26 protein-coding genes are annotated in these 23033 nt (G+C 71.8%); 16 read left to right on the plus strand and 10 right to left on the minus strand.

The annotated features are described in order from the left end of the window. The first annotated feature begins 75 nt into the window (after nt 1-75). The 7 genes from AC1DX8_RS13185 to AC1DX8_RS13215 all read left to right on the plus strand — a co-directional run bounded on the left by AC1DX8_RS13185 (nt 76) and on the right by AC1DX8_RS13215 (nt 4099). On the plus strand, nt 76-234 hold the full coding sequence (locus AC1DX8_RS13185; protein ID WP_477630376.1) for a DUF6131 family protein: 159 nt from the start codon (nt 76-78) through the stop codon (nt 232-234). Between the two features lie 99 nt (nt 235-333). After that, nucleotides 334-645: a hypothetical protein gene (locus tag AC1DX8_RS13190; protein ID WP_477630377.1), complete on the plus strand. Its 312-nt coding sequence runs from the start codon at nt 334-336 to the stop codon at nt 643-645. Continuing rightward, nucleotides 642-1163, plus strand: a complete 522-nt coding sequence (locus AC1DX8_RS13195; protein ID WP_477630378.1) for a hypothetical protein — start codon at nt 642-644, stop codon at nt 1161-1163. Before AC1DX8_RS13190 ends, AC1DX8_RS13195 begins: the two co-directional genes overlap by 4 nt. Then, entirely contained in the window at nt 1160-1930 is a 771-nt protein-coding gene (locus AC1DX8_RS13200; RefSeq protein ID WP_477630379.1) for a LamB/YcsF family protein, read from the plus strand. Before AC1DX8_RS13195 ends, AC1DX8_RS13200 begins: the two co-directional genes overlap by 4 nt. Before the next feature lie 6 nt (nt 1931-1936). Continuing rightward, a complete protein-coding gene (locus tag AC1DX8_RS13205; RefSeq protein WP_477630380.1) occupies nt 1937-2629 on the plus strand; it encodes a 5-oxoprolinase subunit B family protein in 693 nt (230 codons plus the stop codon). Beyond that, nucleotides 2626-3534: a 5-oxoprolinase subunit C family protein gene (locus tag AC1DX8_RS13210; protein ID WP_477630381.1), complete on the plus strand. Its 909-nt coding sequence runs from the start codon at nt 2626-2628 to the stop codon at nt 3532-3534. The genes AC1DX8_RS13205 and AC1DX8_RS13210 overlap by 4 nt, the downstream gene beginning before the upstream one ends. Nucleotides 3535-3607: 73 nt before the next feature. Next, nucleotides 3608-4099 carry a DUF2505 domain-containing protein gene (locus tag AC1DX8_RS13215; protein ID WP_477630382.1) on the plus strand — a complete coding sequence of 164 codons (492 nt, stop codon included), beginning with the start codon at nt 3608-3610 and terminating at the stop codon, nt 4097-4099. A 118-nt stretch (nt 4100-4217) separates the two neighbouring features. Here the strand turns inward: AC1DX8_RS13215 and pruA are convergent, their stop codons facing one another. After that, a complete protein-coding gene (pruA, locus tag AC1DX8_RS13220; protein ID WP_477630383.1) occupies nt 4218-5846 on the minus strand; it encodes an L-glutamate gamma-semialdehyde dehydrogenase in 1629 nt (542 codons plus the stop codon). Nucleotides 5847-5941: 95 nt separating this feature from the next. Between pruA and AC1DX8_RS13225 the strand changes: the two genes are divergently transcribed. Next, complete coding sequence (locus tag AC1DX8_RS13225) at nt 5942-6763, plus strand: alpha/beta fold hydrolase (protein WP_477630384.1); 822 nt, start codon at nt 5942-5944, stop codon at nt 6761-6763. A gap of 42 nt (nt 6764-6805) precedes the next feature. Here the strand turns inward: AC1DX8_RS13225 and AC1DX8_RS13230 are convergent, their stop codons facing one another. Genes AC1DX8_RS13230 through AC1DX8_RS13240 form a run of 3 tightly spaced genes read right to left on the minus strand, consistent with a single transcriptional unit; the run spans nt 6806 to nt 9694 of the window. Beyond that, on the minus strand, nt 6806-7228 hold the full coding sequence (locus AC1DX8_RS13230; protein WP_477630385.1) for a DUF6912 family protein: 423 nt from the start codon (nt 7226-7228) through the stop codon (nt 6806-6808). 25 nt (nt 7229-7253) lie between these two features. After that, nucleotides 7254-8273 carry a patatin-like phospholipase family protein gene (locus AC1DX8_RS13235; protein WP_477630386.1) on the minus strand — a complete coding sequence of 340 codons (1020 nt, stop codon included), beginning with the start codon at nt 8271-8273 and terminating at the stop codon, nt 7254-7256. Continuing rightward, the gene (locus tag AC1DX8_RS13240; protein ID WP_056922809.1) at nt 8270-9694 is read right to left on the minus strand and encodes a WS/DGAT/MGAT family O-acyltransferase; all 1425 of its coding nucleotides are present in this window, start codon (nt 9692-9694) and stop codon (nt 8270-8272) included. Before AC1DX8_RS13240 ends, AC1DX8_RS13235 begins: the two co-directional genes overlap by 4 nt. 49 nt (nt 9695-9743) lie before the next feature. Here AC1DX8_RS13240 and AC1DX8_RS13245 point away from each other — a divergent pair, with 49 nt between their 5' ends. After that, on the plus strand, nt 9744-10184 hold the full coding sequence (locus tag AC1DX8_RS13245; RefSeq protein ID WP_477630416.1) for a cupredoxin domain-containing protein: 441 nt from the start codon (nt 9744-9746) through the stop codon (nt 10182-10184). Next, entirely contained in the window at nt 10181-11548 is a 1368-nt protein-coding gene (locus tag AC1DX8_RS13250; RefSeq protein WP_477630387.1) for a hypothetical protein, read from the plus strand. Before AC1DX8_RS13245 ends, AC1DX8_RS13250 begins: the two co-directional genes overlap by 4 nt. A gap of 20 nt (nt 11549-11568) precedes the next feature. Here the strand turns inward: AC1DX8_RS13250 and AC1DX8_RS13255 are convergent, their stop codons facing one another. Together AC1DX8_RS13255 and AC1DX8_RS13260 are read right to left on the minus strand one after the other, a co-directional pair. After that, the gene (locus AC1DX8_RS13255) at nt 11569-12813 is read right to left on the minus strand and encodes a CpaE/TadZ family protein (RefSeq protein WP_477630388.1); all 1245 of its coding nucleotides are present in this window, start codon (nt 12811-12813) and stop codon (nt 11569-11571) included. Further along, complete coding sequence (locus AC1DX8_RS13260; protein ID WP_477630389.1) at nt 12810-13484, minus strand: SAF domain-containing protein; 675 nt, start codon at nt 13482-13484, stop codon at nt 12810-12812. The genes AC1DX8_RS13255 and AC1DX8_RS13260 overlap by 4 nt, the downstream gene beginning before the upstream one ends. 300 nt (nt 13485-13784) lie before the next feature. Here AC1DX8_RS13260 and AC1DX8_RS13265 point away from each other — a divergent pair, with 300 nt between their 5' ends. Next, nucleotides 13785-14009, plus strand: a complete 225-nt coding sequence (locus tag AC1DX8_RS13265; protein WP_477630390.1) for a helix-turn-helix domain-containing protein — start codon at nt 13785-13787, stop codon at nt 14007-14009. Here the strand turns inward: AC1DX8_RS13265 and AC1DX8_RS13270 are convergent. Continuing rightward, nucleotides 14000-14572 carry a hypothetical protein gene (locus AC1DX8_RS13270; protein WP_477630391.1) on the minus strand — a complete coding sequence of 191 codons (573 nt, stop codon included), beginning with the start codon at nt 14570-14572 and terminating at the stop codon, nt 14000-14002. The two genes, AC1DX8_RS13265 and AC1DX8_RS13270, sit on opposite strands and share 10 nt — an antisense overlap. Nucleotides 14573-14723: 151 nt before the next feature. On the opposite strand from AC1DX8_RS13270, the gene AC1DX8_RS13275 reads away from it, so the two are divergent. Continuing rightward, complete coding sequence (locus AC1DX8_RS13275) at nt 14724-15539, plus strand: LysM peptidoglycan-binding domain-containing protein (protein ID WP_477630392.1); 816 nt, start codon at nt 14724-14726, stop codon at nt 15537-15539. Beyond that, nucleotides 15536-16087, plus strand: a complete 552-nt coding sequence (locus AC1DX8_RS13280; protein ID WP_477630393.1) for an Rv3235 family protein — start codon at nt 15536-15538, stop codon at nt 16085-16087. Before AC1DX8_RS13275 ends, AC1DX8_RS13280 begins: the two co-directional genes overlap by 4 nt. 62 nt (nt 16088-16149) lie before the next feature. Here the strand turns inward: AC1DX8_RS13280 and secA are convergent, their stop codons facing one another. Next, complete coding sequence (secA, locus tag AC1DX8_RS13285; RefSeq protein ID WP_477630394.1) at nt 16150-19062, minus strand: preprotein translocase subunit SecA; 2913 nt, start codon at nt 19060-19062, stop codon at nt 16150-16152. A gap of 324 nt (nt 19063-19386) precedes the next feature. On the opposite strand from secA, the gene AC1DX8_RS13290 reads away from it, so the two are divergent. Genes AC1DX8_RS13290 through AC1DX8_RS13300 form a run of 3 tightly spaced genes read left to right on the plus strand, consistent with a single transcriptional unit; the run spans nt 19387 to nt 21291 of the window. Further along, nucleotides 19387-19659: a hypothetical protein gene (locus tag AC1DX8_RS13290; RefSeq protein ID WP_477630395.1), complete on the plus strand. Its 273-nt coding sequence runs from the start codon at nt 19387-19389 to the stop codon at nt 19657-19659. Beyond that, nucleotides 19656-20297 (plus strand): cytochrome b N-terminal domain-containing protein, encoded by a 642-nt coding sequence (locus AC1DX8_RS13295; protein WP_477630396.1) that lies wholly within the window; start codon nt 19656-19658, stop codon nt 20295-20297. The genes AC1DX8_RS13290 and AC1DX8_RS13295 overlap by 4 nt, the downstream gene beginning before the upstream one ends. Nucleotide 20298: 1 nt before the next feature. Next, complete coding sequence (locus AC1DX8_RS13300; RefSeq protein ID WP_477630397.1) at nt 20299-21291, plus strand: hypothetical protein; 993 nt, start codon at nt 20299-20301, stop codon at nt 21289-21291. Between the two features lie 21 nt (nt 21292-21312). On the opposite strand, the gene AC1DX8_RS13305 is transcribed toward AC1DX8_RS13300, so the two are convergent. Both AC1DX8_RS13305 and AC1DX8_RS13310 read right to left on the minus strand, forming a co-directional pair. Next, on the minus strand, nt 21313-21600 hold the full coding sequence (locus tag AC1DX8_RS13305) for a GNAT family N-acetyltransferase (RefSeq protein ID WP_477630398.1): 288 nt from the start codon (nt 21598-21600) through the stop codon (nt 21313-21315). A gap of 53 nt (nt 21601-21653) precedes the next feature. After that, nucleotides 21654-23015 (minus strand): MFS transporter, encoded by a 1362-nt coding sequence (locus AC1DX8_RS13310; protein ID WP_477630399.1) that lies wholly within the window; start codon nt 23013-23015, stop codon nt 21654-21656. Nucleotides 23016-23033 lie beyond the last annotated feature (18 nt).

Raw genomic sequence — 23033 nt, forward strand, 5'->3', positions numbered from 1 at the left:
AGGTCAACGTGTGTTTTTGCCGGATGTGTGGTGAGGTGGAGTGTTTGCATCCCCCGAAAGCAGAAGGAGTTCCACGTGATCGTCCTCGGCATCATCCTGCTCATCCTCGGCCTGCTGGTCGCCAGCCTCAAGATCCTGGTGACCATCGGCGCCATCCTCATCGTGATCGGCCTGATCCTGGCCATCCTGGGTGGCACCGGTCGCGCCATCGGCGGCCGGAAGCACTGGTACTGACCGGACCTGGTTCGTGACGAACGGCCCTCGGAGAGCCCGCTGCGCAAGCATGTGGGTATCTCCGGGGGCCGTTGCCATGACCTCACTACAGTGAGGGGTATGCCGCCCGCCCGGGTCGACCACGACCGTCTCTGCTCGCTCGGGGCAGTCCTGGTGCCGTTGCGCGAGTGCGCGCGAGAGGGGGCCGAGGAGGTCCTCGCGCAGTTCCCCGACGTGGGCGACCGGGAGACCCAGGCCGCTCTCGACGGGTGGGTCGAGCAGCTCGCCGACCTCCTTCGCGAGGTGGACGCCACCGCGGGCGACCTGGTCGGCCGGATCAGGGTCGCCACGCTCGCCGCCCGGGACGAGGCGCCGGACGTCCTGGACGACGTGCAGGATGCCGGGCACGACGACGTCAGGGTGTGGCGATGAGCGTCGTCGCGGGTGACCCGGCCTCGTGCTCCCACCTGGGTGGCACCCTGCGCCAGCTGGCCACCAGGCTGAGGACCGCCGGGCGAGCGGTCCACGATGCGTCCGACCACGGCGACGACGCCCGGCCGGGACCGGTGCTGCTCCAGGTCCGCCGCGGCGTCGACCCCCTCGACGCCGCGACGGCGACGGCGGCCCGCGAGGTGGACCGCATCGGTGCAGCCCTGCAGGCACACTCGGCCGACCTCGCCGAGGCAGTCGCCGACAGCCGACGCCTCGCCGCCCGTGCCACGGAGGCCGGGCTGCGGGTCAGTGAGGAGGGCGAGGTCGCCACGGCGTGGGGGGTCACCGGGATCGCCGACGGTGACGCGAGCGCCCACCAGCTCGATGCCCTCGACCGCCTCCAGCGCGAGCTCGACACGGTGGCCGCGCTCGTCGCCCAGCGCCGCCACCGCCTGGTCCTGGCCCTGCGCGAGTCGCAGGTCGTGCTGGCCGCGCACGCCGAGGCGCTGCGCCGGTGACGACCGTCGACCTCAACGCCGACCTGGGCGAGTCGTTCGGGCGCTGGACGCTGGGCGACGACGAGGCGATGCTCGACGTGGTCACCAGCGCGAACGTCGCGTGCGGCTTCCATGCCGGCGATCCCCGCGGCCTGTTGCGGGTGTGTGAGCTGGCGGCCACCCGCGGGGTGGTCATCGGCGCCCAGGTCGGCTACCACGACCTCGCGGGATTCGGGCGACGCTTCATCGACCTCGACCCGGCCGACCTGCTGGCCGACGTCGTCTACCAGCTGGGAGCGTTGCAGGGCATCTGCGCTGCGGTCGGCACGACGGTCCGCTACGTCAAGCCGCACGGTGCCCTCTACAACGCGGTCGTGCACCACGAGGCCCAGGCCGTCGCCGTGGTCGAGGCCGTGCGGAGAGTCGACCCCGCGCTGCCCGTCCTGGGGTTGCCCGGGTCCGTGCTGCTGGCGGTCGCGGAGGCGGCCGGGCTGACCACGGTCACCGAGGCCTTCGCCGACCGCGCCTACACCCCGCAGGGCTCGCTGGTTGCCCGCGGCGAGGACGGCGCCGTCCTGCACGACCCCGACGCCGTCGCGGCCCGCGCGGTCCGGTTGGTCGTCACCGGCCAGGTGGAGTCCTCCGACGGCACCCCCGTCACCGTCGGGGCCAGGTCGCTGTGCGTCCACGGCGACAGTCCCGGTGCGGTGTCGATGGCGACCGCGGTCCGCGCGGGCCTCGAGGCGGCCGGCATCGCGGTGCGGCCCTTCGTCGCCGTCCACGCCTAGGGCGTCGTGACCAGCCGGTTGCTGCCCAGTGGCGAGCGTGCCGTCCTCGTCGAGGTCGACACCCTCGAGGAGGTGCTCGAGCTGCACCGCCGCCTGTGGGTCGACCACCGCGCGCCAGGCCTGCTCGACGCCGTGACCGGGGCGCGCACGCTCCTGCTCGTCGTCGACTCGGCAGCAGCCCTCGGCGGGGTTCGGGCGGTCGCGGAGCAGGCCCTTCGCCACCTGACCGGGCTCGGCGGCGAGCAGCCGGGCGGCAACGAAGCCGCCGACGTCGAGATCTCGGTCCACTACGACGGCCCCGACCTCGCCGACGTCGCGGAGCTGGCCGGCCTGACGCCCCGGGAGGTCGTGGCGGCCCACACCGGACAGGTGTGGCGCGTGGGCTTCGCCGGGTTCGCGCCCGGCTTCGCCTACCTCGTCGGGGGCGACCCGCGACTCGACGTGCCGCGCCGGGCCACCCCGCGCCCGCAGGTGCCGGCGGGATCGGTCGGGCTCGCCGGCGAGTTCAGCGGCATCTACCCCCGGTCCTCGCCCGGCGGCTGGCAGCTCATCGGTCGCACCGAGCACGTCCTCTGGGACCTCGACCGTGACCCACCCGCCCTGCTCAGGCCCGGTCTCCGGGTGCAGTTTGTCGATGCGGACGGTGTCGATGCGGACGGTGTCGATGCGGACGGTGTCGACGCGGACGGTGGCCGGTGAGCGGCGAGGCAGGAGCGGTGCCGGCCGCACCGGCATACGCGCAGCTCGAGGTCGTCGAGACCGGACCACTGACCCTGGTCCAGGACCTCGGTAGACCCGGTCTGGCGCAGCTGGGGGTCGGCCCGTCGGGGGCCGCGGATCGGGGCGCCTTCGCGCTGGGCGCCCGCCTCCTGGGACAGACCACCGAGCTGGCCGCCCTCGAGGCCCACCACGGCGGCCTCGCGCTGCGTGCCGAACGCACCGTCACCATGGTGCTGACCGGAGCGCCCACGACGGCGACAGTCGACGGCAGCCCAGTGGGCCACGCGGCGCCGTTCACGGTGCACCGGGGGGCCGTCCTCCACCTCGGAGCAGTTACGGCAGGTCTGCGCACCTACGTCAGCGTCGGCGGTGGATTCGACGTGGCCCCGGTACTCGGATCACGTTCGTACGACACGCTTTCCGGGATCGGGCCGCGGCCGCTGCAGCGTGGAGACCTGCTGCCGGTCGGTGCCCCGATGGGTCAGCCCTCCGTCGACGTCGCCCCAGTGGCCACTGCGTCGACCGACACCGTCACGCTCGAGCTGCTGACCGGCCCACGGGCCGAGTGGCTACCCGACCTCGCTGGGCTGACGTCCACCGTGTGGACGGTGGGCCCGGCCAGCGACCGCGTGGGAATCCGACTGGGCGGCGCTGCCCTGAGCAGGTCGTCCGACTTCCACGACCTCGAGCTCCCCAGCGAGGGCGTCGTGCGGGGTGCCGTGCAGGTGCCCGCCGACGGGCAGCCCGTCGTGTTCCTCGCGGACCACCCGGTCACCGGCGGCTACCCCGTCGTCGCAGTGCTCACCGAGCGCTCCGCCGACCTCGCCGCCCAGCTCGTGCCCGGCCAGGGCGTCCGCCTCCGACTGGTCTCGTCGCGCCCCTGACCAGCCACGGATACGCTGGCGACGCGACGTCCGCCACCCGGTGGGCAGCCATCCCGGTGACAGGAGAAGACGCATGAAGATCGCCAAGTCGATCGAGTACGCCGCCAGCCCCGAGGAGGTCTTCGCGGTCCTGTCGGACGTGAAGTTCCAGGAGGCGAAGTGCGCGGCCACCGCGGCCGTCAAGCACTCGGCGGACGTCAAGACCGTCGGCGACCACACTGTCATCACCACCGAGCGGATCCTGCCCAGCGACGGCCTGCCCGACTTCGCCAAGTCGATGGTCGGCGACACCCTCAAGGTGACCGAGACCCAGGACTGGGGCCCGGCGGGAGGCGGCGGTGGGCGCCGCGGCACCGTCGAGATGGCCGTCGCCGGCGCGCCGATCGCCCTCAAGGGCACCCTGATGCTCGCGCCCGCCGCGGGCGGCACCGTGGAGACCCTCGATGCCGAGCTCAAGGCCAAGGTGCCGCTCATCGGCGGCAAGATCGAGAAGGCTGCCGCGCCGCCGATCGAGGAGGCCATCGACATCGAGGCCACGACCGCCCGCACGTGGCTCAAGCGCTAGCCATCCCGAGTAGAGGTGGCGCGACCCGCCCGTCGGCGAGGTGGCGCGAGCGCTCCCGCGAGGCGAGGTGGCGCGGCCCCCTCACCTCCCGTGAGCGGGGGACGCGCCGTCGGCCGAGTCAGCCCATGTGGGGGTAGGCGTGCGCCTTCGGCGGGTCGAAGGTCTCCTTGATCGAGCGGGCGCTGGTCCACCGCAGGAGGTTCTGCGCGGCGCCGGCCTTGTCGTTGGTGCCTGAGGCGCGTCCGCCGCCGAAGGGCTGCTGGCCGACGACGGCACCGGTCGGCTTGTCGTTGATGTAGAAGTTGCCGGCCGCGAACCGCAGGCGCGACGTGGCGTCGGCGATCGCGTAGCGGTCCTGCGCGATGATCGACCCGGTCAGGCCGAACGGCGCGAACGACTCCATCTGGTCGAGCACCTTGTCGTATTGCCGGTCCGGGTAGACGTGCACCGAGAGGATCGGGCCGAAGTACTCGGTGCGGAAGGACTCGTCGGTGGGGTCGTCGATCTCGAGGACGGTGGGGCGGATGAACCAACCCTCGCTGTCGTCGTAGGTGCCGCCGGCCACCACGTCGACACCGGTCGTGGCGTGGGCGCGGTCGATGGCGGCAGTGTGCTTGGCGTAGGCGCGCTCGTCGATGACGGCGCCCATGAAGTTGGACAGGTCGGTGACGTCGCCCTGGCTGAGGCCGTTCGTGATCGAGACGAGGTCGGCCTTGATCTTCTTCCAGAGCGAGCGCGGCACGTAGGCGCGCGAAGCAGCCGAGCACTTCTGGCCCTGGAACTCGAAGGCACCGCGGATCATCGCCGTGCGCAACACATCCGGGTCCGCAGACGGGTGCGCGAGGATGAAGTCCTTGCCCCCGGTCTCGCCGACCAGCCGCGGGTAGGTGCGGTAGCTCGGGAGGTTGGCACCGACCTCCTGCCACAGGTGCTGGAACGTCGGGGTCGAGCCGGTGAAGTGGATGCCGGCGAGGTCGGGGTCGGCGAGCGCGACCTTCGAGACGTTGAGGCCGTCGCCGGTCACCATGTTGATGACACCCGGCGGCATACCGGCCTCTTCCAGCAGCGACATGGTGAGGTGCGCCGCGAACTGCTGCGTCGGGCTCGGCTTCCAGACGACGGTGTTGCCCATGAGCGCGGGGGCCGTCGGCAGGTTGCCGGCGATCGCCGTGAAGTTGAACGGGGTGATCGCGTAGACGAATCCCTCGAGCGGCCGGTGGTCGGTGCGGTTCCAGATGCCCTTGGCGTTGAGCGGCGGCTGCTCGGCGAGGATCTGGCGGGCGAAGTGGACGTTGATGCGCCAGAAGTCGATCAGCTCGCACGCGGCGTCGATCTCGGCCTGGTACGCGGTCTTCGACTGGCCGAGCATGGTGGCCGCGTTGAGGTGCGCCCGCCACGGGCCGGACAGCAGCTCGGCCGCCTTGAGCAGGATGGCGGCGCGGTCGTCGAACGACGTCTCGCGCCACTGGGGCGCCGCCGCCTTGGCCGCATCGACCGCGGACTGGGCGTCACCCAAGGTCGCGTTGCGCATCGTGCCGAGCACCTTGCGGCGGGCGTGCGGCTGCCGGACCTCGAACTTCTTGCCCGTGCCCATGACCCGCTTGCCCGCGATGGTGTGGGGGAGGTCGACGCTGGCGCTGCCCAGCTCGGCGAGCGCGACCTCGAGGGAGGCACGCTCGGGGCTGCCCGGCGCGTAGTCCAGGACGGTCTCGTTGACGGGGACGGGCACCTGGGTGACGGCATCCATGTGGGCTGGCTCCTCGGGGTCGCTTCGGTGGCTCGGGCGCGGCTGCGGTCTCGAGAGCTCAGGACCCAGCGCAACGCGCACCTATGGTGTCACGTATGCCGCCTGCCCTCGACGCCCCCGAGCTCACCTACCGATGGTCGGGGCCAGCCGACCCCGCGGCCCCCACGGTGGTGCTGCTCCACGGGCTCGGCGACTCCGGGGACTGCTGGCCGGATGCCGTGCGGCGATGGTCGAGCGACTACCGCGTGGTCGGCGTCGACCTGCTCGGCCATGGCCGTTCCCCGCGGTTCACGCCGGCGCAGCTGGCCTCCCCCGACCCCATGGAGTCGATGTATGCCGCGGCCGAGGCCACGGTCTCGGGCGTCGCCGCCGCCCACGGTGGCCCGGTGCTGGTCGTTGGCCACTCGATGGGTGGCGGACTGGCGGGAGCGCTGGCCGCGCGTCGACCCGACCTGCTGTCCGCCGCCGTGCTCGAGGACCCCGCGTGGCGCGACCCTGCCGAGCGCGTGCAGCCCCTGGAGGTCGTCCACGAACGGGTCGCGGAGTGCCGGGCCTTTGCCGACGACCCCGCGGGTCATCTGGAGAAGGGCAAGGCCGACAACCCCACCTGGCCGGCCGTCGAGCTCGGCCCCTGGGTCGGCTCCAAGGCCCAGGTCGACCTCGACTTCCTCGCCCTCGGCATCGCCAGCCTGCTCGAGCCCTGGGACGACATCGTCGCTGCGATCACGGTGCCGACGCTGGTGCTCCTCGCCGAGCGTGGCGGACCGGTCTCGCCGTCCGTCCGCGCACGTGCCGCTGCCCTGGCCAACCCCCACGTCGACATCCGGGTGGTCGAGGGCGCTGGGCACTGCGTACGTCGCGACCGCGCGGACGCGTTCCACGCGCTGGTCGACCCGTGGTTGGCCGCGCACTCCTGACCAGGACAGGAGACCACTGACGACACCCGCGCTCGGTGTCGCTCAGAGCAGGCGCAGGACCTCGTCCAGCTCGGTCGCGTCGTACCAGAGCAGGTCCTCCATGCCCTGGTCGCCGACCTCCTCGTCGACGTGGAACGCCACGACCTGCCTGAGGGCGACGCCGACGGAGACGGTCACCGCACCGAGCGACTCCCGGGAGCCGTCCGACGACACCGTGCCGGGGTCCACGTCTGCGGCGGCGACCACACGTTTGGCGACGGTGGTGCCCTGGAGCAGTGCTGCGGCCTCGGCGGCCTCGGTCAGCGCGGCATACTCCCACTCCTCCTCCTGACCCGTGGGGTCGGCGCGCTCGATGCGTTCGGTGACACCGAACGCCGCCACCGGCGCGGGGCCGATCTCCCGCTCGGCGGCGAGGCGGCGCACCGCGTCGGGCAGCAGCGGCACGTAGATCCTCGTCTGGGTCATCGGGTCGTCCCCTGTCGTCGTTGCGTCATCCAACGTCCTCGTAGTCGGTGCGGTCTGGCAGGGGTGCTGGGTCGTGCAGGGCCACCGCTGACGTGCGCAGCGAGGTGGCGATGACCGCAGGTCGTCGGCTGACGTCCATGAGGTTGGCGCCGAAGGCCTCGAGGTCCTCCTCGCCGGGGCCGAGCACCGTCACCTCGGCGCCGTCGTCGTGCACCTTGGCGAGCTCGCGCAGCACCCGCAGCGTGACCCGGTTGCGCCACTGGCGCTCCACCCGCGTGCGCCAGTGCCGAGGCGCGTCGCGGACGAAGCTCACCTGGGGGGCGAGCACGTAGACCTCGTCGAGGCCGAGGCCCGCCATCAGGTCGAGGTTGGTGGAGGACCAGGCGCCCCCGTCGATGTAGCGGTGGTCACCGATGCGCACCGGCTGGTACCACCCCGGGATCGCGCACGAGGCCATGACGGCGGCAGCAAGGTCGACGGAGGGGGCACCGTCGCGCCCGAACGCCACCCGCTCCCCCGTGTCGTAGTCGAGGGCCACGACGGTGACCCCACGCCGGGTCGGCCATCCGTGGGGGACGACGTGGCTGACCATGGCCCCGACCGCCTCGATGCTGCCCCGCCCCTCGGGAAGGATCGCGGACAGGACCGCGGTCGGAGGCAGGTGCCGCAGGTGGAGTGCGTTGCGCCGCAACAGCTCTCGCGACCCCAACCCGACCTTGGGCAGTCCGGGCCGGTCACCACCGGTGTCCTTCTCGTAGTCCCAGGCGTAGCCGGCCAGCGGCCCCGCGTCGATGGCGCCCTCGAGCTGGTGGGTGAGGAGGTCGGCGACCGAGACACCGGCACCGAGCAGCCCGGCGAGCACCGAGCCCGCGGAAGTGCCCACGAACTCGTCGAAGTCACGGACGTCGACGCCGAGCTCGGCCTCGAGCGCGGTCAGCGCGCCCACCATCCACGCCGCGCCCAGCACCCCGCCGCCGCCGAGCACGAGGCCACGGCGCGGACGGCCTGCCGGTCGAGCCGCATCGGGCGCTTGCGCCGGGGTCATCGCGCCTTGGAGCGGTGGCTGTCGAGCAGCTCACCGAGGGAGTCGACGATGCTCTGGCCGAGGACGTCGATGTCGGGCATCGAGTCGCGGTCGGCGTTGAGGCCGTAGTAGACCCCACCGTCGTAGGACGTCAGTCCGATCGAGAGGGCCTGTCCCTTGGCGAGGGGCATCACGGGGTAGGTGGACAGCATCCGTGCGTCGCCTGCATACAAGGTGTGCTGGGGGCCGGGCACGTTGGTGATGACCACGTTGAACAGTCGTCGTGACACGGCGCTCCCAAGGCGGGCGCCGAGGGAGTGGAGCGTCGGTGGTGCGAAACCTGCTAGTCCGGCAAGGGATTCGGCACCGACTGCTTGTCCACCCTCCATCTGCTGGCGCATGGCGAACGCGATCTGGTGCAGCCGCATCGACGGGCCGGGCTCACCCACCGGCAGGTCGACGAAGCAGGCGGTGAGGCGGCTGCCGACGTGTCGCGCGTCCTCGTCGTAGACGCTCACGGGCACCATCGCCCGGACCGTCGTCCCGGAGTGGACGGACTCGCCACGGGTCAGCAGCCAGGTGCGGAACGCCCCGGAGATGGTCGCCAGCACCACGTCGTTGATCGACACGTCGTCGGCGTAGTTGCCCCGAGCCAGCCGGCTGCGCACCTTGCGGTAGTCCTCGAGGTCGGTGCCGATCATGACGTAGCGGCGGGCCTCCCCCACCGGGGCGTTGAGGGGTGAGTGCGGGGCAGGTCGCGCCGCGGTGCGTGCGAGCGTCGACACGACATCGCCTGCGGCAGTAAGGGCGCGCGTGCCGACGGCCTTGACGTCGACCATGCCCCCGCGGATGTTCTCGACGACCTCGCTGGGGCGGCGCACCGCGTCGACGAGGGCGCCGGTGAGCAGCTCGATGTCGCTCGGCTCGCGGGAGGGCCGCCAGGTGTCGGTGACCAGACCCTCGGCCGCCGGGTCGCCGTCGACGATGACGTGCGCGATGTCGACGGCGTTGATGCCGTCCACCAGCGCCTGGTGCGACTTCGTCACGATGGCGAAGCGCCCCTCGGCGAGCCCCTCGACCAGGTAGACCTCCCACAGCGGGCGGTGGCGGTCGAGGGCCCGCGGCTGGATGCGGGCGACGAACTCCTGCAGCTGCTCGTCGCTGCCCGGACGCGGCAGGGCCGAGCGCCGCACGTGGTAGGTGACGTCGAAGTTCTCGTCGTCCACCCACACCGGGTTGGCCAACCGGCCCGGGATCTGGCGGATCCGCTGGCGGTAGCGGGGCACGAACGCGATGCGGGTGGAGATGAGCTGCACGAGCCGGTCGTAGTCGAATCCGTCGCTCGGGGGGTCGAACACCATGACCGAACCCACGTGCATCGGTGTCGTCGCCTCTTCGAGGTAGAGGAACGACGCGTCGAGGGAGCTCAGGCGGTCAGGCACCCGCTCATCGTGTCAGAAAGCGCTGTCTAGACTCGGGTTCGTGACGAAGATGACCCTGCGCGCGCCCATCCCGTGCGCCACAGGTCTGGCTCTCGCCCTGACGCTCGCCGCGTGCGGGGGCTCCGGGGGCGACGCCGCACCGAGCGTGACCACCAGCTCCTCGACGAGCTCCTCCACCTCGTCGACGTCCGAGAGCTCGCCCAGCTCGTCGAGCAGCTCGAGCCCGGCGGGTCGGACCATCGTCATCACCGTCACGGGGTCGAAGGTCACCCCCGCGCCGACCACGGTGGACCTCGCCGTCGGCGAGCAGCTGACCCTCACCGTGACCAGCGACCACGCCGACCAGCTGCACATCCACGGCTTCGAGGTGGAGAAGGACCTCGTCGCGGGCACCCCGACGACGGTCACCCTCACCGGTGACCAGCCCGGCGTCTACGAGGTGGAGACGCACGAACCGGAGCTGCGGCTGATGAAGATCGCCGTCCGGTGACGCCCGCCGCGCTCACCGCCCTGCCAGCAACCGTCCTGCCCGCGACGGTCCTGCCCGGCCTGGTCCCCGCCCACGGCGTCGGCTCCCGCGAAGACCTCCCCCTGCCGTTCACGCTCCTGCTGATCGGTGCAGGGCTCGCCCTCGTGGTCTCGTTCGTGGCACTCGGGGCGCTGTGGAAGCAGCCACGCCTCGACGCCCGTGACGGGCGCCTGCTCCCCATGCCCCTCGCCCTCGCGCTCGACAGTGCCGCCATCCGAGGGCTGTTCGTCATCCTGTCGCTCGCCATCACGGCATGGACCCTGATGGCGCTGGTCTTCGGCAAGGACGACGCGAACAACCCGGTGCCATCGGTGGTCTACGTGTGGCTGTGGGTGGGGCTGGCCTTCGGATCCATGCTGGTCGGCGGCATCTGGCGGCTCGTCAACCCGGTGCGGTGGCTGCATGCCGGCATCTTGCGGGCGGCTCGCATCGAGGACGACTTCGCCCTCGCCGACTACCGCCTGGGGTACTGGCCTGCGGCGACCGGGCTGCTCGCCTTCGCCTGGCTCGAGCTCATCGCCCCGAACAACGCCGACCAACCGGTGCTGCGCATCGCCGTCCTCGGCTACCTCATCATCAGCCTGGTCCTCGCCCTGACCTTCGGGACCCCCTACCTGCGCCGAGGCGACCCGTTCACCGCCTGGTCGTCGCTCTACGGCACGTTGAGCCTGCTCGGCCGACGCGCCGACGGCCGCTGGGTGCTGCGGACACCGCTGCACGGCCCGTTGCAGCTCGAGGCGGCGCCGGGCCTGCTCGCCGTGACCTCGGTGATGTTGGGCACGACGGCCTACGACGGGTTCTCCGGCGAGACCCGGTGGTACGCGTTCGTGCAGTCCTCCAGCATCCCGGCGCGGGTGTGGGAGACCGTGGCCCTGGTCGCCTTCAGCCTCGTCGTCGCCGCCTCCCTGTATGCCGCCGCCGCCCTGTCGGCGCGCCTGGCCGGGGTCGGCGTGCGAGGGGTGGCCGCGGCGTTCGCCCCCTCGCTCATCCCCATCGCGGCGGGCTACCTCGTGGCGCACTACTGGTCGCTGTGGGTCTGGGAGGGCACCAACGGCCTGGCCAAGATGAGCGACCCGTTGGGCACCGGCGCCAACTGGCTCGGCACGGCGGGGGTCTCCCCCTCGGCAGCACTCATCGCCCCGGGGCTCGTGGCCGGCATCCAGGTGGTGGCGATCATCAGCGGCCACGTGCTCAGCGTCGTTGCCGCCCACGAGCGCGCGATCACGCTCTTCCCCCGTCGTGCTGCGGTGCTCGGCCAGGTGCCCCTCCTCGTGCTGATGGTCGGCTACACGGTCGGCGGGCTCACCCTCCTGTTCAGCTCCTGACGCGTCCGCCGACCACCGGCTCAGCGGCGGCGTCGCCGACGCCCGGGCACCGGCGCGGCATACGCATCGGCGAGCGAGGCGATGGCCCGGCGCAGCTCGGACTGCGGCGCGAACTCGGCCACGGTGGTGCCCGCGAACACCGCACCGTCGAGGGTGGCCGGGTCGAAGGGCAGGAAGACGAGGTCGTCCAGACCCGCGAACCGGCTGAGGGCCTCKGTGATCCGCTGCTCCGGTCGCGGCCCCACCGAGGCGGCGCGGACCCGGTTGACGACCACCCGCCCGGGGGGTGACGGCACTGACGCGAGGTCCTGCACCCCGCGCACCAGTCGCTGCAGGCCGATCGGGTCGGCCGTGCCCACGACGACGAGCTCGTCCGCCTCCTCGAGGGCGGTGAGGGTGGCCGCGTTGCGGCGCGGGGCGAGCGTGTCGTAGGAGAGCTCCTCGTCGTCCTCGATCGCGAAGCCGCAGTCCACCACCACGAAGCGCACTAGGCCGCGCGCGGTGGCGAGCACGTGCGCCACCGAGGCTGCCCGCAGCTCGGTCCACCGCTGCGGTCGCGGTATGCCGGTCAGCACCCTCAGCCCGGGGCTCACCTCGGGGGCGACCCGCGACAGGCCGGCGAGGTCGAGCCCGCCCTGGTCGGCGGCACGCGCCGCGGCCGCGACACCGGGCGCCTCGTCGAGCAGGCCGAGGGCCTGCGCGACCGACGCACCATGGGTGTCGAGGTCGACCAGCAGGGTCGGCGCGCGCAGGGCGAGCTCAGCGGCCAGGTTGAGGGCCACGGTCGTGCGACCGGGCGCGCCGGTGGGGCCCCAGACAGCGATGACCGTCGCCCGCGGCGGCGGTGGGGTGTCCTCACCGGCACCATCGCCATCCGTCTGCCCGGTCGCCACCTCGCGCGTCGCGACCCGTCTCGCCTCGAGGGAGTCGAGGGCGTCGTCGATCTCGTGGCTGTGCAGGTCGGCGCGGAGGATGACCTCGAGGCCGAGCTGGCGGAGCCGGCGCTCACCCTGTTCGTCGCCCGGCCCCACCACCCCTGCCGCCTCGACCCCGTGGCTGGCCAGGTCGTGCAGCGCGGGGCGGTCCAAGGCGCGCAGGTCCGCCGAGACCAGCGCGATGTCGCCGTGACCGGCGGCAGCGGCCGCCAACAGGTCGGCGAGGTCGGCACACCGGCGCGCCACCGTGTACCCGGCTGTCGCCTCGACCGCAGCCACGAGGGTCGACTCCCACGTGGCGTCGAGCGCGGCCAGCACCGCGCGGGTCACTGCTCGACCCGAAGGCTCGACCCGGCGACGGGCACGACGGTCACCCGCGCCCCGAGGTCGACGGCGGCGATGATCTCCTTGATCCGGGGCGTCGGCGCCATCACCTGCACCGCACGATCGGCACTCGAGCCACCGCCCAGGCCGCTGGAGCCACGCGGCAGGCTCGACACGGACACCGCCTCCAGCGTGAGCTCGGGACCCTGGAAACCTCCCGCCGAGGGGCCGGCCGCCGGGTCGACCCGGTTGACGTACACGTCGACGACGGACCCGACCTGCAGGGCGGCGGCGGAGCCGGCCCCGACGGTGAGGACCAGGGGCTGGACGCCGACCGTGGCCCGGTCGCCGACGGCCGCGGCGGGGACGAGCTCGCCGGCAGGCACCGGGCGGAGCACGAACCGGTCCGGGGCCAGGTGCGCGGTCGCGGAGAGGTACCGCGACTGCTGGGCCCCGAGCTGGACGTCGACCCGGCTGAGGTCGTCCTCGGTGAGCCGCTGTCCCGGCACCAGGGGTTGGCGGGCGGCATACACGGCAGTGCGGTCGTCGACGTGGGCGACGACGAGCGAGCCCAGGGCCACGGAGGCCAGTACGAGCAGCACCCCGAACAGCAGCCGGACGTCCCGCCATCCCGGACGCTGGAGCCGGACAGCCTTGGGTACGGGCAGGTCAGTCATCGAATGGTCCCCCTTCGTCGGCACGCTTCCATCAGCGTCTGTTCAGCAACTTCTGCCCGGGCGTGGGTCGAGGACCCGTGCTCCCGAAGCGGTCATGATCGCGCGACCGAACAGGTCACCCTTTGCTCAGTCCACAGGTTCGTGGGTCATCCACAAGGTCGGGAGGCCAACTCCCCCAAACGGCTATAGATGCCAGAATCTGTCCATCCACCAGACGCAGCCACAAGAACATGGTAAAAATTCGGTCAAGGAAAGGTCTGCTCCCAGTCAAGCCGACTGGCGGAAGAAGAGGGGAAGTCCGTGTCAAAGCGCTTCATTCAGCTCTCCGAGGTCTCGGAAGTTCTCGACATCTCGTCAGCTCAGGCATACGCCCTGGTTCGGTCCGGGGAGCTGCCCGCCATCAAGGTCGGCGGCCGTGGACAGTGGCGGGTCGAGGTCGCCGAGCTGGAGGGCTACATCCAGAGGATGTACAGCGAGACCAAGACGTTCGTCGCCGCCCACCCGTTCGGCCAGGGTCAGGACTGACCCGTCCGCGCCCCGGCCGACAGGCCCGGGCGCACCAGCACCACCGCGGAGAACGGCACGAGACGACGCCCCGTGACGTTCTCCGCCCTCCGGGGCAGGTCGGGTGGGTGCTCGCTCAGCTCGAGGACGTCGCGGCCCACCGCGTCGATCGTGCCGCTCAGCACCACGCCGTCCAGGTCCGTCAGGAGCACGGTTGAGCGGTCACGACTGAGTCCGCGCAGGGCGTAGCCGAGCCCGAACCGGCGGCTCTCACCGCGACCGTCGACGCGCGGGGGCAGCCCCGTCACGCCGGTCACGGCCGGGAGTGGCACCAGCGCGCGGCTCCCGGCGTCCGTCGCCAGGACGAGCCACCCGTCGCCGACCTCGAGCACCCGACCGGCGAGCGCACCGACGACGCGCAGGGTGAGCGCCACCGGCTCACCCCGGGCGGCGGCGAGCCGGTCGGACAGTCCGACCAGCGCCCGCTCGCGCCTGGTCCGGTCGGCCACCTCACCGTCGAGCTCGCGGCGCGCCTCCGCGTCCCACTGCGCCCCCAGGTCTGCGAACAGGTCGTCCCACCGCACGGCCTTCCCCCTTCTCGTCTGGACCGGCCGCTTCCGTCTCGGCCCGGTGCACCGAAACCTTGCCACAGCCGACCGACGTTGTTACCGTCAACGCGCCGCAAACAAAGGCAACTGAACGTAAACGACGATGGCAAGACCGGGGGGCAGCCGAATGATCCTTGAAGAGTGCCGGGCCCCGGGGCGCACGGTCGGCGCGGGCCTGCGGTCGATCGGCGCCCTCGCCCTGATCGTCGTCCTGGAGCTGTTGGCGCTGGAGGCAACCCGCGGTGCCTGGCGAGGCGTCCGGCAGCCGGGTCCCGCCAGCTTCGACGAGGCGGTGGTGCTCGTCGTCCTGGCCGCCTGTGCGCTGATCGGCGCGTGGCTGGTGGTGGTCACGGCGATCGCCCTCGCCGCGCACCTGCCGGGCCGGTGCGGCGAGACGTCCCGGCGGTGGGCCCACGCCTGGGCGCCCGCCGCGGTGCGCAGGATCGCCGCGGTGCTGGTCGGCGCGGCGATCGGCGGCAGCCTGGTCTCCGGCACCGCGGTGGGCGAGGGCGCCGTGCCCGAGCGGGTGCCAGGGTTCGTCGTGACCCTCCATCCCGGCGCCGCCACCGTCGCCCCTCCCCCTGTCGCCGCCCCTGCTGTCGCCCCTCCCCCTGCCGTCCCCGCACCGGTGGCAGCCGGACCCGGGTGGACGCCGTCGAGACCGGCCGGCGCAGCCGCGCCGGTGACCCGCCTGGTGACCAGCGGCAGCGTGCCCCACGCCAGCGACGTCGTGGTCCGCCGGGGTGACACGTTGTGGGACCTCGCGCGGCGCCACCTCGGCCCCGGCGCCAGTGACGCCGAGGTCGCCGCGGCCTGGCCGCACTGGTACGCCGCCAACCGGCACGTCATCGGCCCCGACCCGGACCTCCTCCTGCCGGGGCAGGTGCTGCGGGCGCCCGAGTCGAGTCGGTCGGCCGACCACGCCACCGGGGCCCGCCCGTGAGCGCCACCGAGCCAGCCGCCCACGGCATGCCAGCGGCCGGGCGCCTCACTCCCCTGCGGATCGTCCCGGCTCCCCGCACCAGGCCGCCCGTGCTCAGCGAGCTCGAGTCGTGGGTGCCCGCCGACTCCGGACCTGCTCGCTACGTGCAGGACGCGCTGGCGGTCGACTTCGACACGATGACCGACGAACAGCTCTTCGGCGAACGGCCCACCCGACGCGACGACCTCCCGGATCCCCGACCCTGGGCCGGCCACATCGCCCAGGCCCTGGTCGAGGTGATGGCCGGGGCCCGCCCGGCGCCACAGGTGCTGCGCTGGACCACCCCCGAGGTGTATGCCGTGGTGGCACGGCGGGCAGCCGTGTCAGCCAGGCGCGGAGCCGGGTCGACCCGGCGGACCGTGGTACGTGGGGTCCGGGTCTGCGAGCCGGCCGACGGGGTGGCCGAGGCGAGCGCGGTCGTGGTCGACGGCGGGCGCGTCCGCGCGCTCGCCTTCCGGCTCGTGGGCCTCGACGGGCGCTGGCGGGTCGAGGCCCTCCAGATCGGCTGACCGCATCGCGACGGCGCCAGAGGTGCCGACGCCGCCCGGGGGAGGTGGCCCTCGGGCCTACCTCACGGCTTCCCGTGGCACATCTTGAACTTCTTGCCCGAGCCACACGGGCACGGTCCGTTGCGCGAGGCACCCTTCAGCTGCTCGGGGCTCAGGGTGTCGTTGACGGTCCCGGTAGCCCGGTGCTCCACGTCGCCGGTCTCGCTCGGCGCGGAGTACTGCAGCTGCTGGGGACGACGCTCCGGCTGCTCGAGGCCCTTGGCCCGGAACGTCGGGTGCTTCTCCGCGGAGGCCGCAGCCGTCTCGGCAGACACCAGCTCGTCGGCTGGGTGGGAACCGTTGCTGGACCCCGCGGTCGCCTCGACGGGCGCGGTGTCGGCCGCGGTGTCGGCCGCGGCCAGCCCCGACCCGGCGAGCATGTCGGAGACGCTGACCGGCTGGACGGCCGGGACCTGCTGCTCGGGCTGGTCGACGTCCACCTGCACGTTGAACAGGTAGCCGACAGACTCCTCCTTGATGGACTCGTTCATCGCCTCGAAGAGCTGGAAGCCCTCACGCTGGTACTCGACCAGCGGGTCGCGCTGGGCCATCGCCCGCAGGCCGATGCCCTCCTGGAGGTAGTCCATCTCGTAGAGGTGCTCACGCCACTTGCGGTCCAGCACGGACAGCACGACCCGGCGCTCGACCTCACGCATGACCTCTTCGCCGAGCTGAGCCTCGCGCTCGTCGTAGGCGTGGTGCGCGTCGGAGGTGATGACCTCACGCAGGCTGTCACGGGTCAGGGAGCCGTCCGCCGCGGCCAGGACGTCCTGCGGCGTCACCGACACCGGGTAGAGCGTCTTGAGCGCGTTCCAGAGGCGGTCGAGGTCCCAGTCGTCCGCGAAACCCTCCGCGGTCTCGGCGTCGACGTATCCACCCACGACGTCGTTGATGAAGTGCCGGATCTGCTCGTGCAGGTCCTCGCCCTCCAGCACCCGGCGACGCTCGTCGTAGATCACCGTGCGCTGGCGGTTGAGGACGTCGTCGTACTTGAGGACGTTCTTGCGGATCTCGAAGTTGCGGCCCTCGACCTGGCCCTGCGCGCTCTGGATCGAGCGGCTGACCATCTTGGACTCGATGGGGACGTCGTCCTCCATCTTCGCCGTGGTCATGAACCGGTCCACCATGGCGGCGTTGAACAGCCGCATGAGGTCGTCCTGCAGCGACAGGTAGAACCGCGACTCACCGGGGTCGCCCTGGCGGCCGGACCGGCCGCGCAGCTGGTTGTCGATGCGGCGCGACTCGTGGCGCTCGGTGCCGAGCACGTAGAGACCGCCGAGCTCGGTCACCTCGTCGTGCTCGGCCTGGACAGCCTCCTCGGCCTTGGCCAGGGCGGCGTCCCAGGCGGCCTCGTACTCCTCCGGGGTCTCCACCGGGTCGAGCCCCTGCTGCTTGAGGGTCGCCACGGCCATGAACTCGGGGTTGCCACCGAGCATGATGTCGGTGCCTCGACCGGCCATGTTCGTCGCGACCGTGACGGCGCCCTTGCGACCGGCCTGGGCCACGATCGCGGCCTCACGCTCGTGCTGCTTGGCATTGAGGACCTCGTGCGGGACGCCCTTGCGGCGCAGCTGGTCCGACAGGTACTCGCTCTTCTCGACCGAGACGGTACCGACGAGCACCGGCTGCCCCTCGGCATACCGCTGCGCGATGTCGTCGACGACGGCGGCGAACTTGGCCTCCTCCGTGCGGTAGACGAGGTCGGCCTGGTCCTTGCGGATCATCGGGCGGTTGGTGGGGATCGGCACGACACCGAGCTTGTAGATCGAGTTGAGCTCGGCGGCCTCGGTCTGGGCCGTGCCGGTCATGCCCGACAGGGTGTCGTACATGCGGAAGTAGTTCTGCAGGGTGATCGTGGCGAGCGTCTGGTTCTCGTTCTGGATCTCGACGCCCTCCTTCGCCTCGATCGCCTGGTGCATCCCCTCGTTGTAGCGACGCCCGGCGAGCATGCGGCCGGTGTGCTCGTCGACGATGAGGATCTCGCCGTTCATGTTGACGTAGTCCTTGTCGCGCTTGAACAGCTCCTTCGCCTTGATGGCGTTGTTGAGGTAGCCGATGAGCGGGGTGTTGACGGACTCGTAGAGGTTGTCGATGCCGAGGTAGTCCTCGACCTTGGCGATGCCGGCCTCGAGGACACCGACGGTCTTCTTCTTCTCGTCGACCTCGTAGTCGCCCTCACCGGACTCGAGCTCGCCGCGGGTCAGCCGCTGGGCGATCTTGGAGAACTCGGTGTACCACTTGGTGGCGGCATCGGCCGGGCCGCTGATGATGAGCGGGGTGCGGGCCTCGTCGATGAGGATGGAGTCCACCTCGTCGACGATCGCGAAGTTGTGGCCGCGCTGCACGAGCTCGTCGACCGACCAGGCCATGTTGTCGCGCAGGTAGTCGAAGCCGAACTCGTTGTTCGTGCCGTAGGTGATGTCCTTGGCGTACTCGGCGCGGCGCTGCTCGGGGGTCATCGACGCGAGGATGACGCCCGTCTCCAGGCCCAGCAGGCGGTGCACGCGACCCATCAGCTCGGACTGGTACTCGGCGAGGTAGTCGTTGACCGTGACGACGTGGACGCCCTTGCCCTCGAGTGCGTTGAGGTAAGAGGGCAGCGTGGCGACGAGGGTCTTGCCCTCACCGGTCTTCATCTCGGCGACGTTCCCGAGGTGCAGTGCGGCGCCACCCATGAGCTGCACGTCGAAGTGGCGCTTGCCGAGGGTGCGCTTGGACGCCTCCCGCACCGCGGCGAACGCCTCGGGGAGCAGGTCGTCGAGGGTCTCGCCGTCGGCCAGCCGCTTGCGGAAGACGTCGGTCTCGGCCCGCAGCTCGGCATCGGTGAGCGCGGCGAAGTCCTCCTCGATCGAGTTCACCTGGGCGGCGATCCCGTGGAGCTTCTTGAGGATGCGCCCCTCACCGGCACGCAGCAGCTTTTCGACGATCTTGGACACGCAACATCTCCTGAGTTTTCTGATCTCCTGCTACGCCCGGACGTTTTTGATCTCCTGCTACGCCCGGACGTTTTTGATCTCCTGCTACGCCCGGAGGTCGCAGCCGTGGACAGCCCGGTGGCAACGGCCCGACCTAGGCTAGTCGAGTCGGCGCACGACCGTGGACGCGCGGGCGGGGGAACCCTCCCCCAGCGCCGAACGTGCCGGGCCCCGCCCCGGTTCCAGCCTGCCCCACAGGACGAGCCACCGGTATGCCGTCGCGGGCCACAGGGGGGACCTAAGGCCCTGTCCCGCGCGTCGTCGGAGGCACACCCTGAGCCATTGGTGAAGTTCAGGCCAACCCGCTCGCGAGTCGAGGTCGACATGGTCCAGATGGCAACGGTGGTCTTCGGTCCCAGCGGTCACGTGCTGTCCTGGGGGTGGTTCAGCATCGAGCTGGCCAACCTCCTGATCATCGTCACGATGGTCGTGCTCTTCGTCGTCGCGATCCTCGTGCCGTTCGGTCGAGCGCACGTCGAGGCCCCCGGCCCGGTGCGCCACACCGACGGCACCGTGGACCCGGATGGCCACGACGACAGCGGCGGAGACCGGTCATGACCAGCGTTCCTCGCGCCGAACGGGTCCGCCGGCCGGACGACAGCTGGACCGCCGCGCTGCGCGAGCGCATCGCGAGCACCGTCCCGCCGGGTCAGGCCCTCCCGGACCGCCAGCCGGTCTACGTGTCGTCCTGGATCTACGTCTTCGGGGTCCTGACCCTGGCCGCCCTGACCGTCGTGGTGGTGACCGGGTGCGCGCTGGCAGTGGGTGGCGCAGCGTGGTGGCACGTGTCGTCGCTGGGCCACTTCGTCAACTCGCTGCACCTGTGGAGCGTGGAGCTCTTCTTCGGCTTCATGGTCATCCACCTCTGGGGCAAGTTCTGGATGGCCGCCTGGCGCGGCAACCGCCTGCTGACGTGGGTCACCGGGGTGGTCGCCTTCCTCACCTCCATCGGCACGGCGTTCACGGGGTACCTGTCCCAGTCCAACTTCGACTCCCAGTGGATCAGCGCGGAAGCCAAGGACGGAATCAACTCCATCGGGGTGGGTGCCTGGTTCAACGTGCTCAACCCCGGCCAGATGCTCCTGTGGCACGTGGTCCTGCTGCCGCTGGCCGTCGGTGTCATCACGGTCCTGCACATCGTGCTCGTGCGACGGCACGGGGTCGTGCCTCCCATCGACGCCGAGGAAGGTGACTGAGATGGCCACCGCAACCCCCACCAGGCCGGGCTCGCAACGTGGGCGGCGCCTGGGCGCCGGCCGCACCCGCGACTCGCACTCGTTCCCGACGCGCCCCTACGACCTGGTCAAGGAGTATGTCGCCGCCCTCGTCGCGGTGTCCCTGCTGACCGTCGGTCTCGGGGCCCTGTTCTCGTCGCCCGACGAACCCGCCATCACGATGGCCGGGTGGGCCAAGGGTGCCCCCGGGGACGTCGTCGCCACGGCGACCGCAGAGCTGGCCGGCACCAGCACCAGCGCGGCGTACGGCGCGCCGTACAACGCCGCAGCCGAGGGCCAGAAGGTCGTCGGCGTGCCGCTGCAGAAGTGGGGCGGCGTGCGCATCCCCGTGAACTCGGCGGACCTCGTCCTCACACCGCTCACCACCGCGCGGACCGACGCGCCGACCACGTCCGCCCTCGCCACGTGGCGCAGTGCCGACGAAGGCACCCGGACCGGTTGGGCCACGGCCTATGCGGACGCGCTGGGCAAGGCGCCCGACGGCAACCCGGCAGCGGTCGCCCGGGGCAGCTACGGCCCGGTGCCCGTGCTGACCCAGTCCTTCCTCGACGTCGCACGCTCGGGGGGACTCGAGGGCCAGCTGACGTCGTCGGGCAACTTCTACGGCGGCGACCAGACCCGAGCGCTGCTGCTCCTCAGCGACGGCGCCTACCTGGAGGACGCAGCCCGTGCCCAGCACCTCGGCGGCGACCAGTGGGGGATGATGAACGAGACGGGCAACTACCCCGGCCAGCCCTGGATGTGGCTCTACACGTTCTGGTACCAGGTGCCGCCCTTCTCGACCTCTGAGAACGCCGACGCGGAGGTGTGGGCCCTGATGATGGTCCTCACCCTGGGCCTGATGTTCCTGCCCCTCATCCCGGGGCTGCGGGACCTGCCGCGGCTCGTGCCGGTGCACCGCCTCATCTGGCGCGACTACTACCGGGACCACCCTCGTCCCCGGGAACGCACGTGACCCTCGGGAGGTCGGCGCACCTCAGGGTGCGACGAGGTCCTGGTAGTCGGGGTGCCGGGCGATCCACGCGGAGATGAACGGGCAGAGCGCGACCACGTCGTGCTCTGCCCTGGCCCGGACGTCGTCGAGCGCCCCCTTGGCCAGCACGCTGCCCACCCCCTCCCCCGCGAAGGCGTCATCCACCTCGGTGTGGGTGAAGACGATGTGGGCTCCCTTGAACCGGTAGGCGGCGAAGCCCGCGAGCGCGCCGTCGATCCGAGCCTCGTACCGGTGCTCGGCCGGGTTGTCGGCAACCACGATGTCCGTCATGCGTCCAGCCAAGCACGGCCGTGCCCACAGTGCAGCACCGGGCTGCCAGCCGGTCAGGCGACCGCCCCCACCTCGGCGTTCTCGCCCTCCGCGCTCCACGACCCCCGCTCGGGCGACCTGGCGATGGCCAGGCAGGCGAGCGCGGCGAAGAGGCACAGGCCACCGGCCGTCAGCCACGCGGTGAAGTAGTCGCCGGTGCTCTGGCGGACCCAGCCGGCATAGCTGGCCGCGACGCCGGCCCCGACCATGTGGGACGCAAAGACCCAGCCGAAGACGACCCCCGAGCGGGCGACGCCGAAGTGCCTGCGGCACAGGGCGATCGTCGGAGGCACGGTGGCCACCCAGTCGAGGCCATAGAAGATGATGAAGATGAACAGGTTCGGGTGGATGTCGGGGCCGAGCAGCGCCGGCACGAAGAGCAGCGAGAGCCCGCGAAACCCGTAGTAGCCGCAGAGCAGCAGCCGCGGGTCCACCTTGTCGGTGAGCCAGCCCGAGGCGATCGTGCCGACGAGGTCGAAGACACCGATCAGCGCGAGCAGCCCGGCCGCCGTGGTCTCGGGCATGCCGTGGTCGTGGGCCGCGGGGATGAAGTGGGTGCCGATCAGCCCGTTCGTCGACCACCCGCAGATCCAGAAGGTGCCGACGAGGATCCAGAACGTCCGCGACCGCGCGCTCTCGCGCAGCGTCCGGACGGCCAGCCGGGCCGGCCCCACCTGCGACCCGGTATGCCGCGTGGCCGGCTCGTCGAGGGCCTCACCGTGGTGCGCGCCGAGCGGCCGCAGGCCGAGGTCGGCCGGCCGGTCGCGGACGACGAGGAGCACGAGCGGCACGAGCAGCAGGGCCGCGCCGGTGACGACGAGCGCCGACCACCGCCAGCCCGGTCCGGTGGCCAGGGCTGCGATGCCCGGGAGGAAGACGAGCTGACCGGCGGCACCCGCTGCGGAGAACACCCCGGTGACCAGGCCGCGTCGCGACTCGACGAACCACCGGTTCGCGACGACGGCGCCCAGCACGAGCGCCATCGCCCCGGCCCCGACCCCCACGAACAGGCCCCACAGCAGCCACAGCTGCCACGGTGCCGTCATCACTGTCGTGAGCCCGCTGCCGAGGGCCACCAGGACGAGGGCGAGGCAGACCACCCTCCGCAGCCCGAACCGTTCCATCAGCGCCGCGGCGAACGGCGCGGTCAGCCCGTAGACCACCAGGTTGGCCGTCACCGCACCCGAGGTGGTGGCGCGCGACCAGCCGAACTCGGACTCGAGCGGCTCGAGCAGGGCACCGGTGGACGACCGGAAACCCGCTGCGGCAACCAGGGCACCCAGGATCACGGCTGCCACCCACCAGGCCCGGTGGATGCGGCCGGGGCGGGGGTGGCTCGTCGCCACGGTGTCGGCGGAGCTGGCGGGAATTGTCACTGCCGCATGCTATCTGCC

The sequence above is a fragment of the Pedococcus sp. P2_A3 genome (assembly GCF_056405035.1).

Bases quoted from the DNA above. Each gene is read 5' to 3' on its own strand.
- pruA (WP_477630383.1), bottom strand. From the start codon at position 5,846: ATGGATGCCGTCACCCAGGTGCCCGTCCCCGTCAACGAGACCGTCCTG.
- AC1DX8_RS13215 (WP_477630382.1), top strand. From the start codon at position 3,608: ATGAAGATCGCCAAGTCGATCGAGTACGCCGCCAGCCCCGAGGAGGTC.
- AC1DX8_RS13295 (WP_477630396.1), top strand. From the start codon at position 19,656: ATGACCAGCGTTCCTCGCGCCGAACGGGTCCGCCGGCCGGACGACAGC.
- AC1DX8_RS13300 (WP_477630397.1), top strand. From the start codon at position 20,299: ATGGCCACCGCAACCCCCACCAGGCCGGGCTCGCAACGTGGGCGGCGC.
- AC1DX8_RS13275 (WP_477630392.1), top strand. From the start codon at position 14,724: ATGATCCTTGAAGAGTGCCGGGCCCCGGGGCGCACGGTCGGCGCGGGC.
- AC1DX8_RS13305 (WP_477630398.1), bottom strand. From the start codon at position 21,600: ATGACGGACATCGTGGTTGCCGACAACCCGGCCGAGCACCGGTACGAG.
- AC1DX8_RS13235 (WP_477630386.1), bottom strand. From the start codon at position 8,273: ATGACCCCGGCGCAAGCGCCCGATGCGGCTCGACCGGCAGGCCGTCCG.
- AC1DX8_RS13190 (WP_477630377.1), top strand. From the start codon at position 334: ATGCCGCCCGCCCGGGTCGACCACGACCGTCTCTGCTCGCTCGGGGCA.
- AC1DX8_RS13230 (WP_477630385.1), bottom strand. From the start codon at position 7,228: ATGACCCAGACGAGGATCTACGTGCCGCTGCTGCCCGACGCGGTGCGC.
- AC1DX8_RS13195 (WP_477630378.1), top strand. From the start codon at position 642: ATGAGCGTCGTCGCGGGTGACCCGGCCTCGTGCTCCCACCTGGGTGGC.
- AC1DX8_RS13225 (WP_477630384.1), top strand. From the start codon at position 5,942: ATGCCGCCTGCCCTCGACGCCCCCGAGCTCACCTACCGATGGTCGGGG.
- AC1DX8_RS13260 (WP_477630389.1), bottom strand. From the start codon at position 13,484: ATGACTGACCTGCCCGTACCCAAGGCTGTCCGGCTCCAGCGTCCGGGA.
- AC1DX8_RS13245 (WP_477630416.1), top strand. From the start codon at position 9,744: ATGACCCTGCGCGCGCCCATCCCGTGCGCCACAGGTCTGGCTCTCGCC.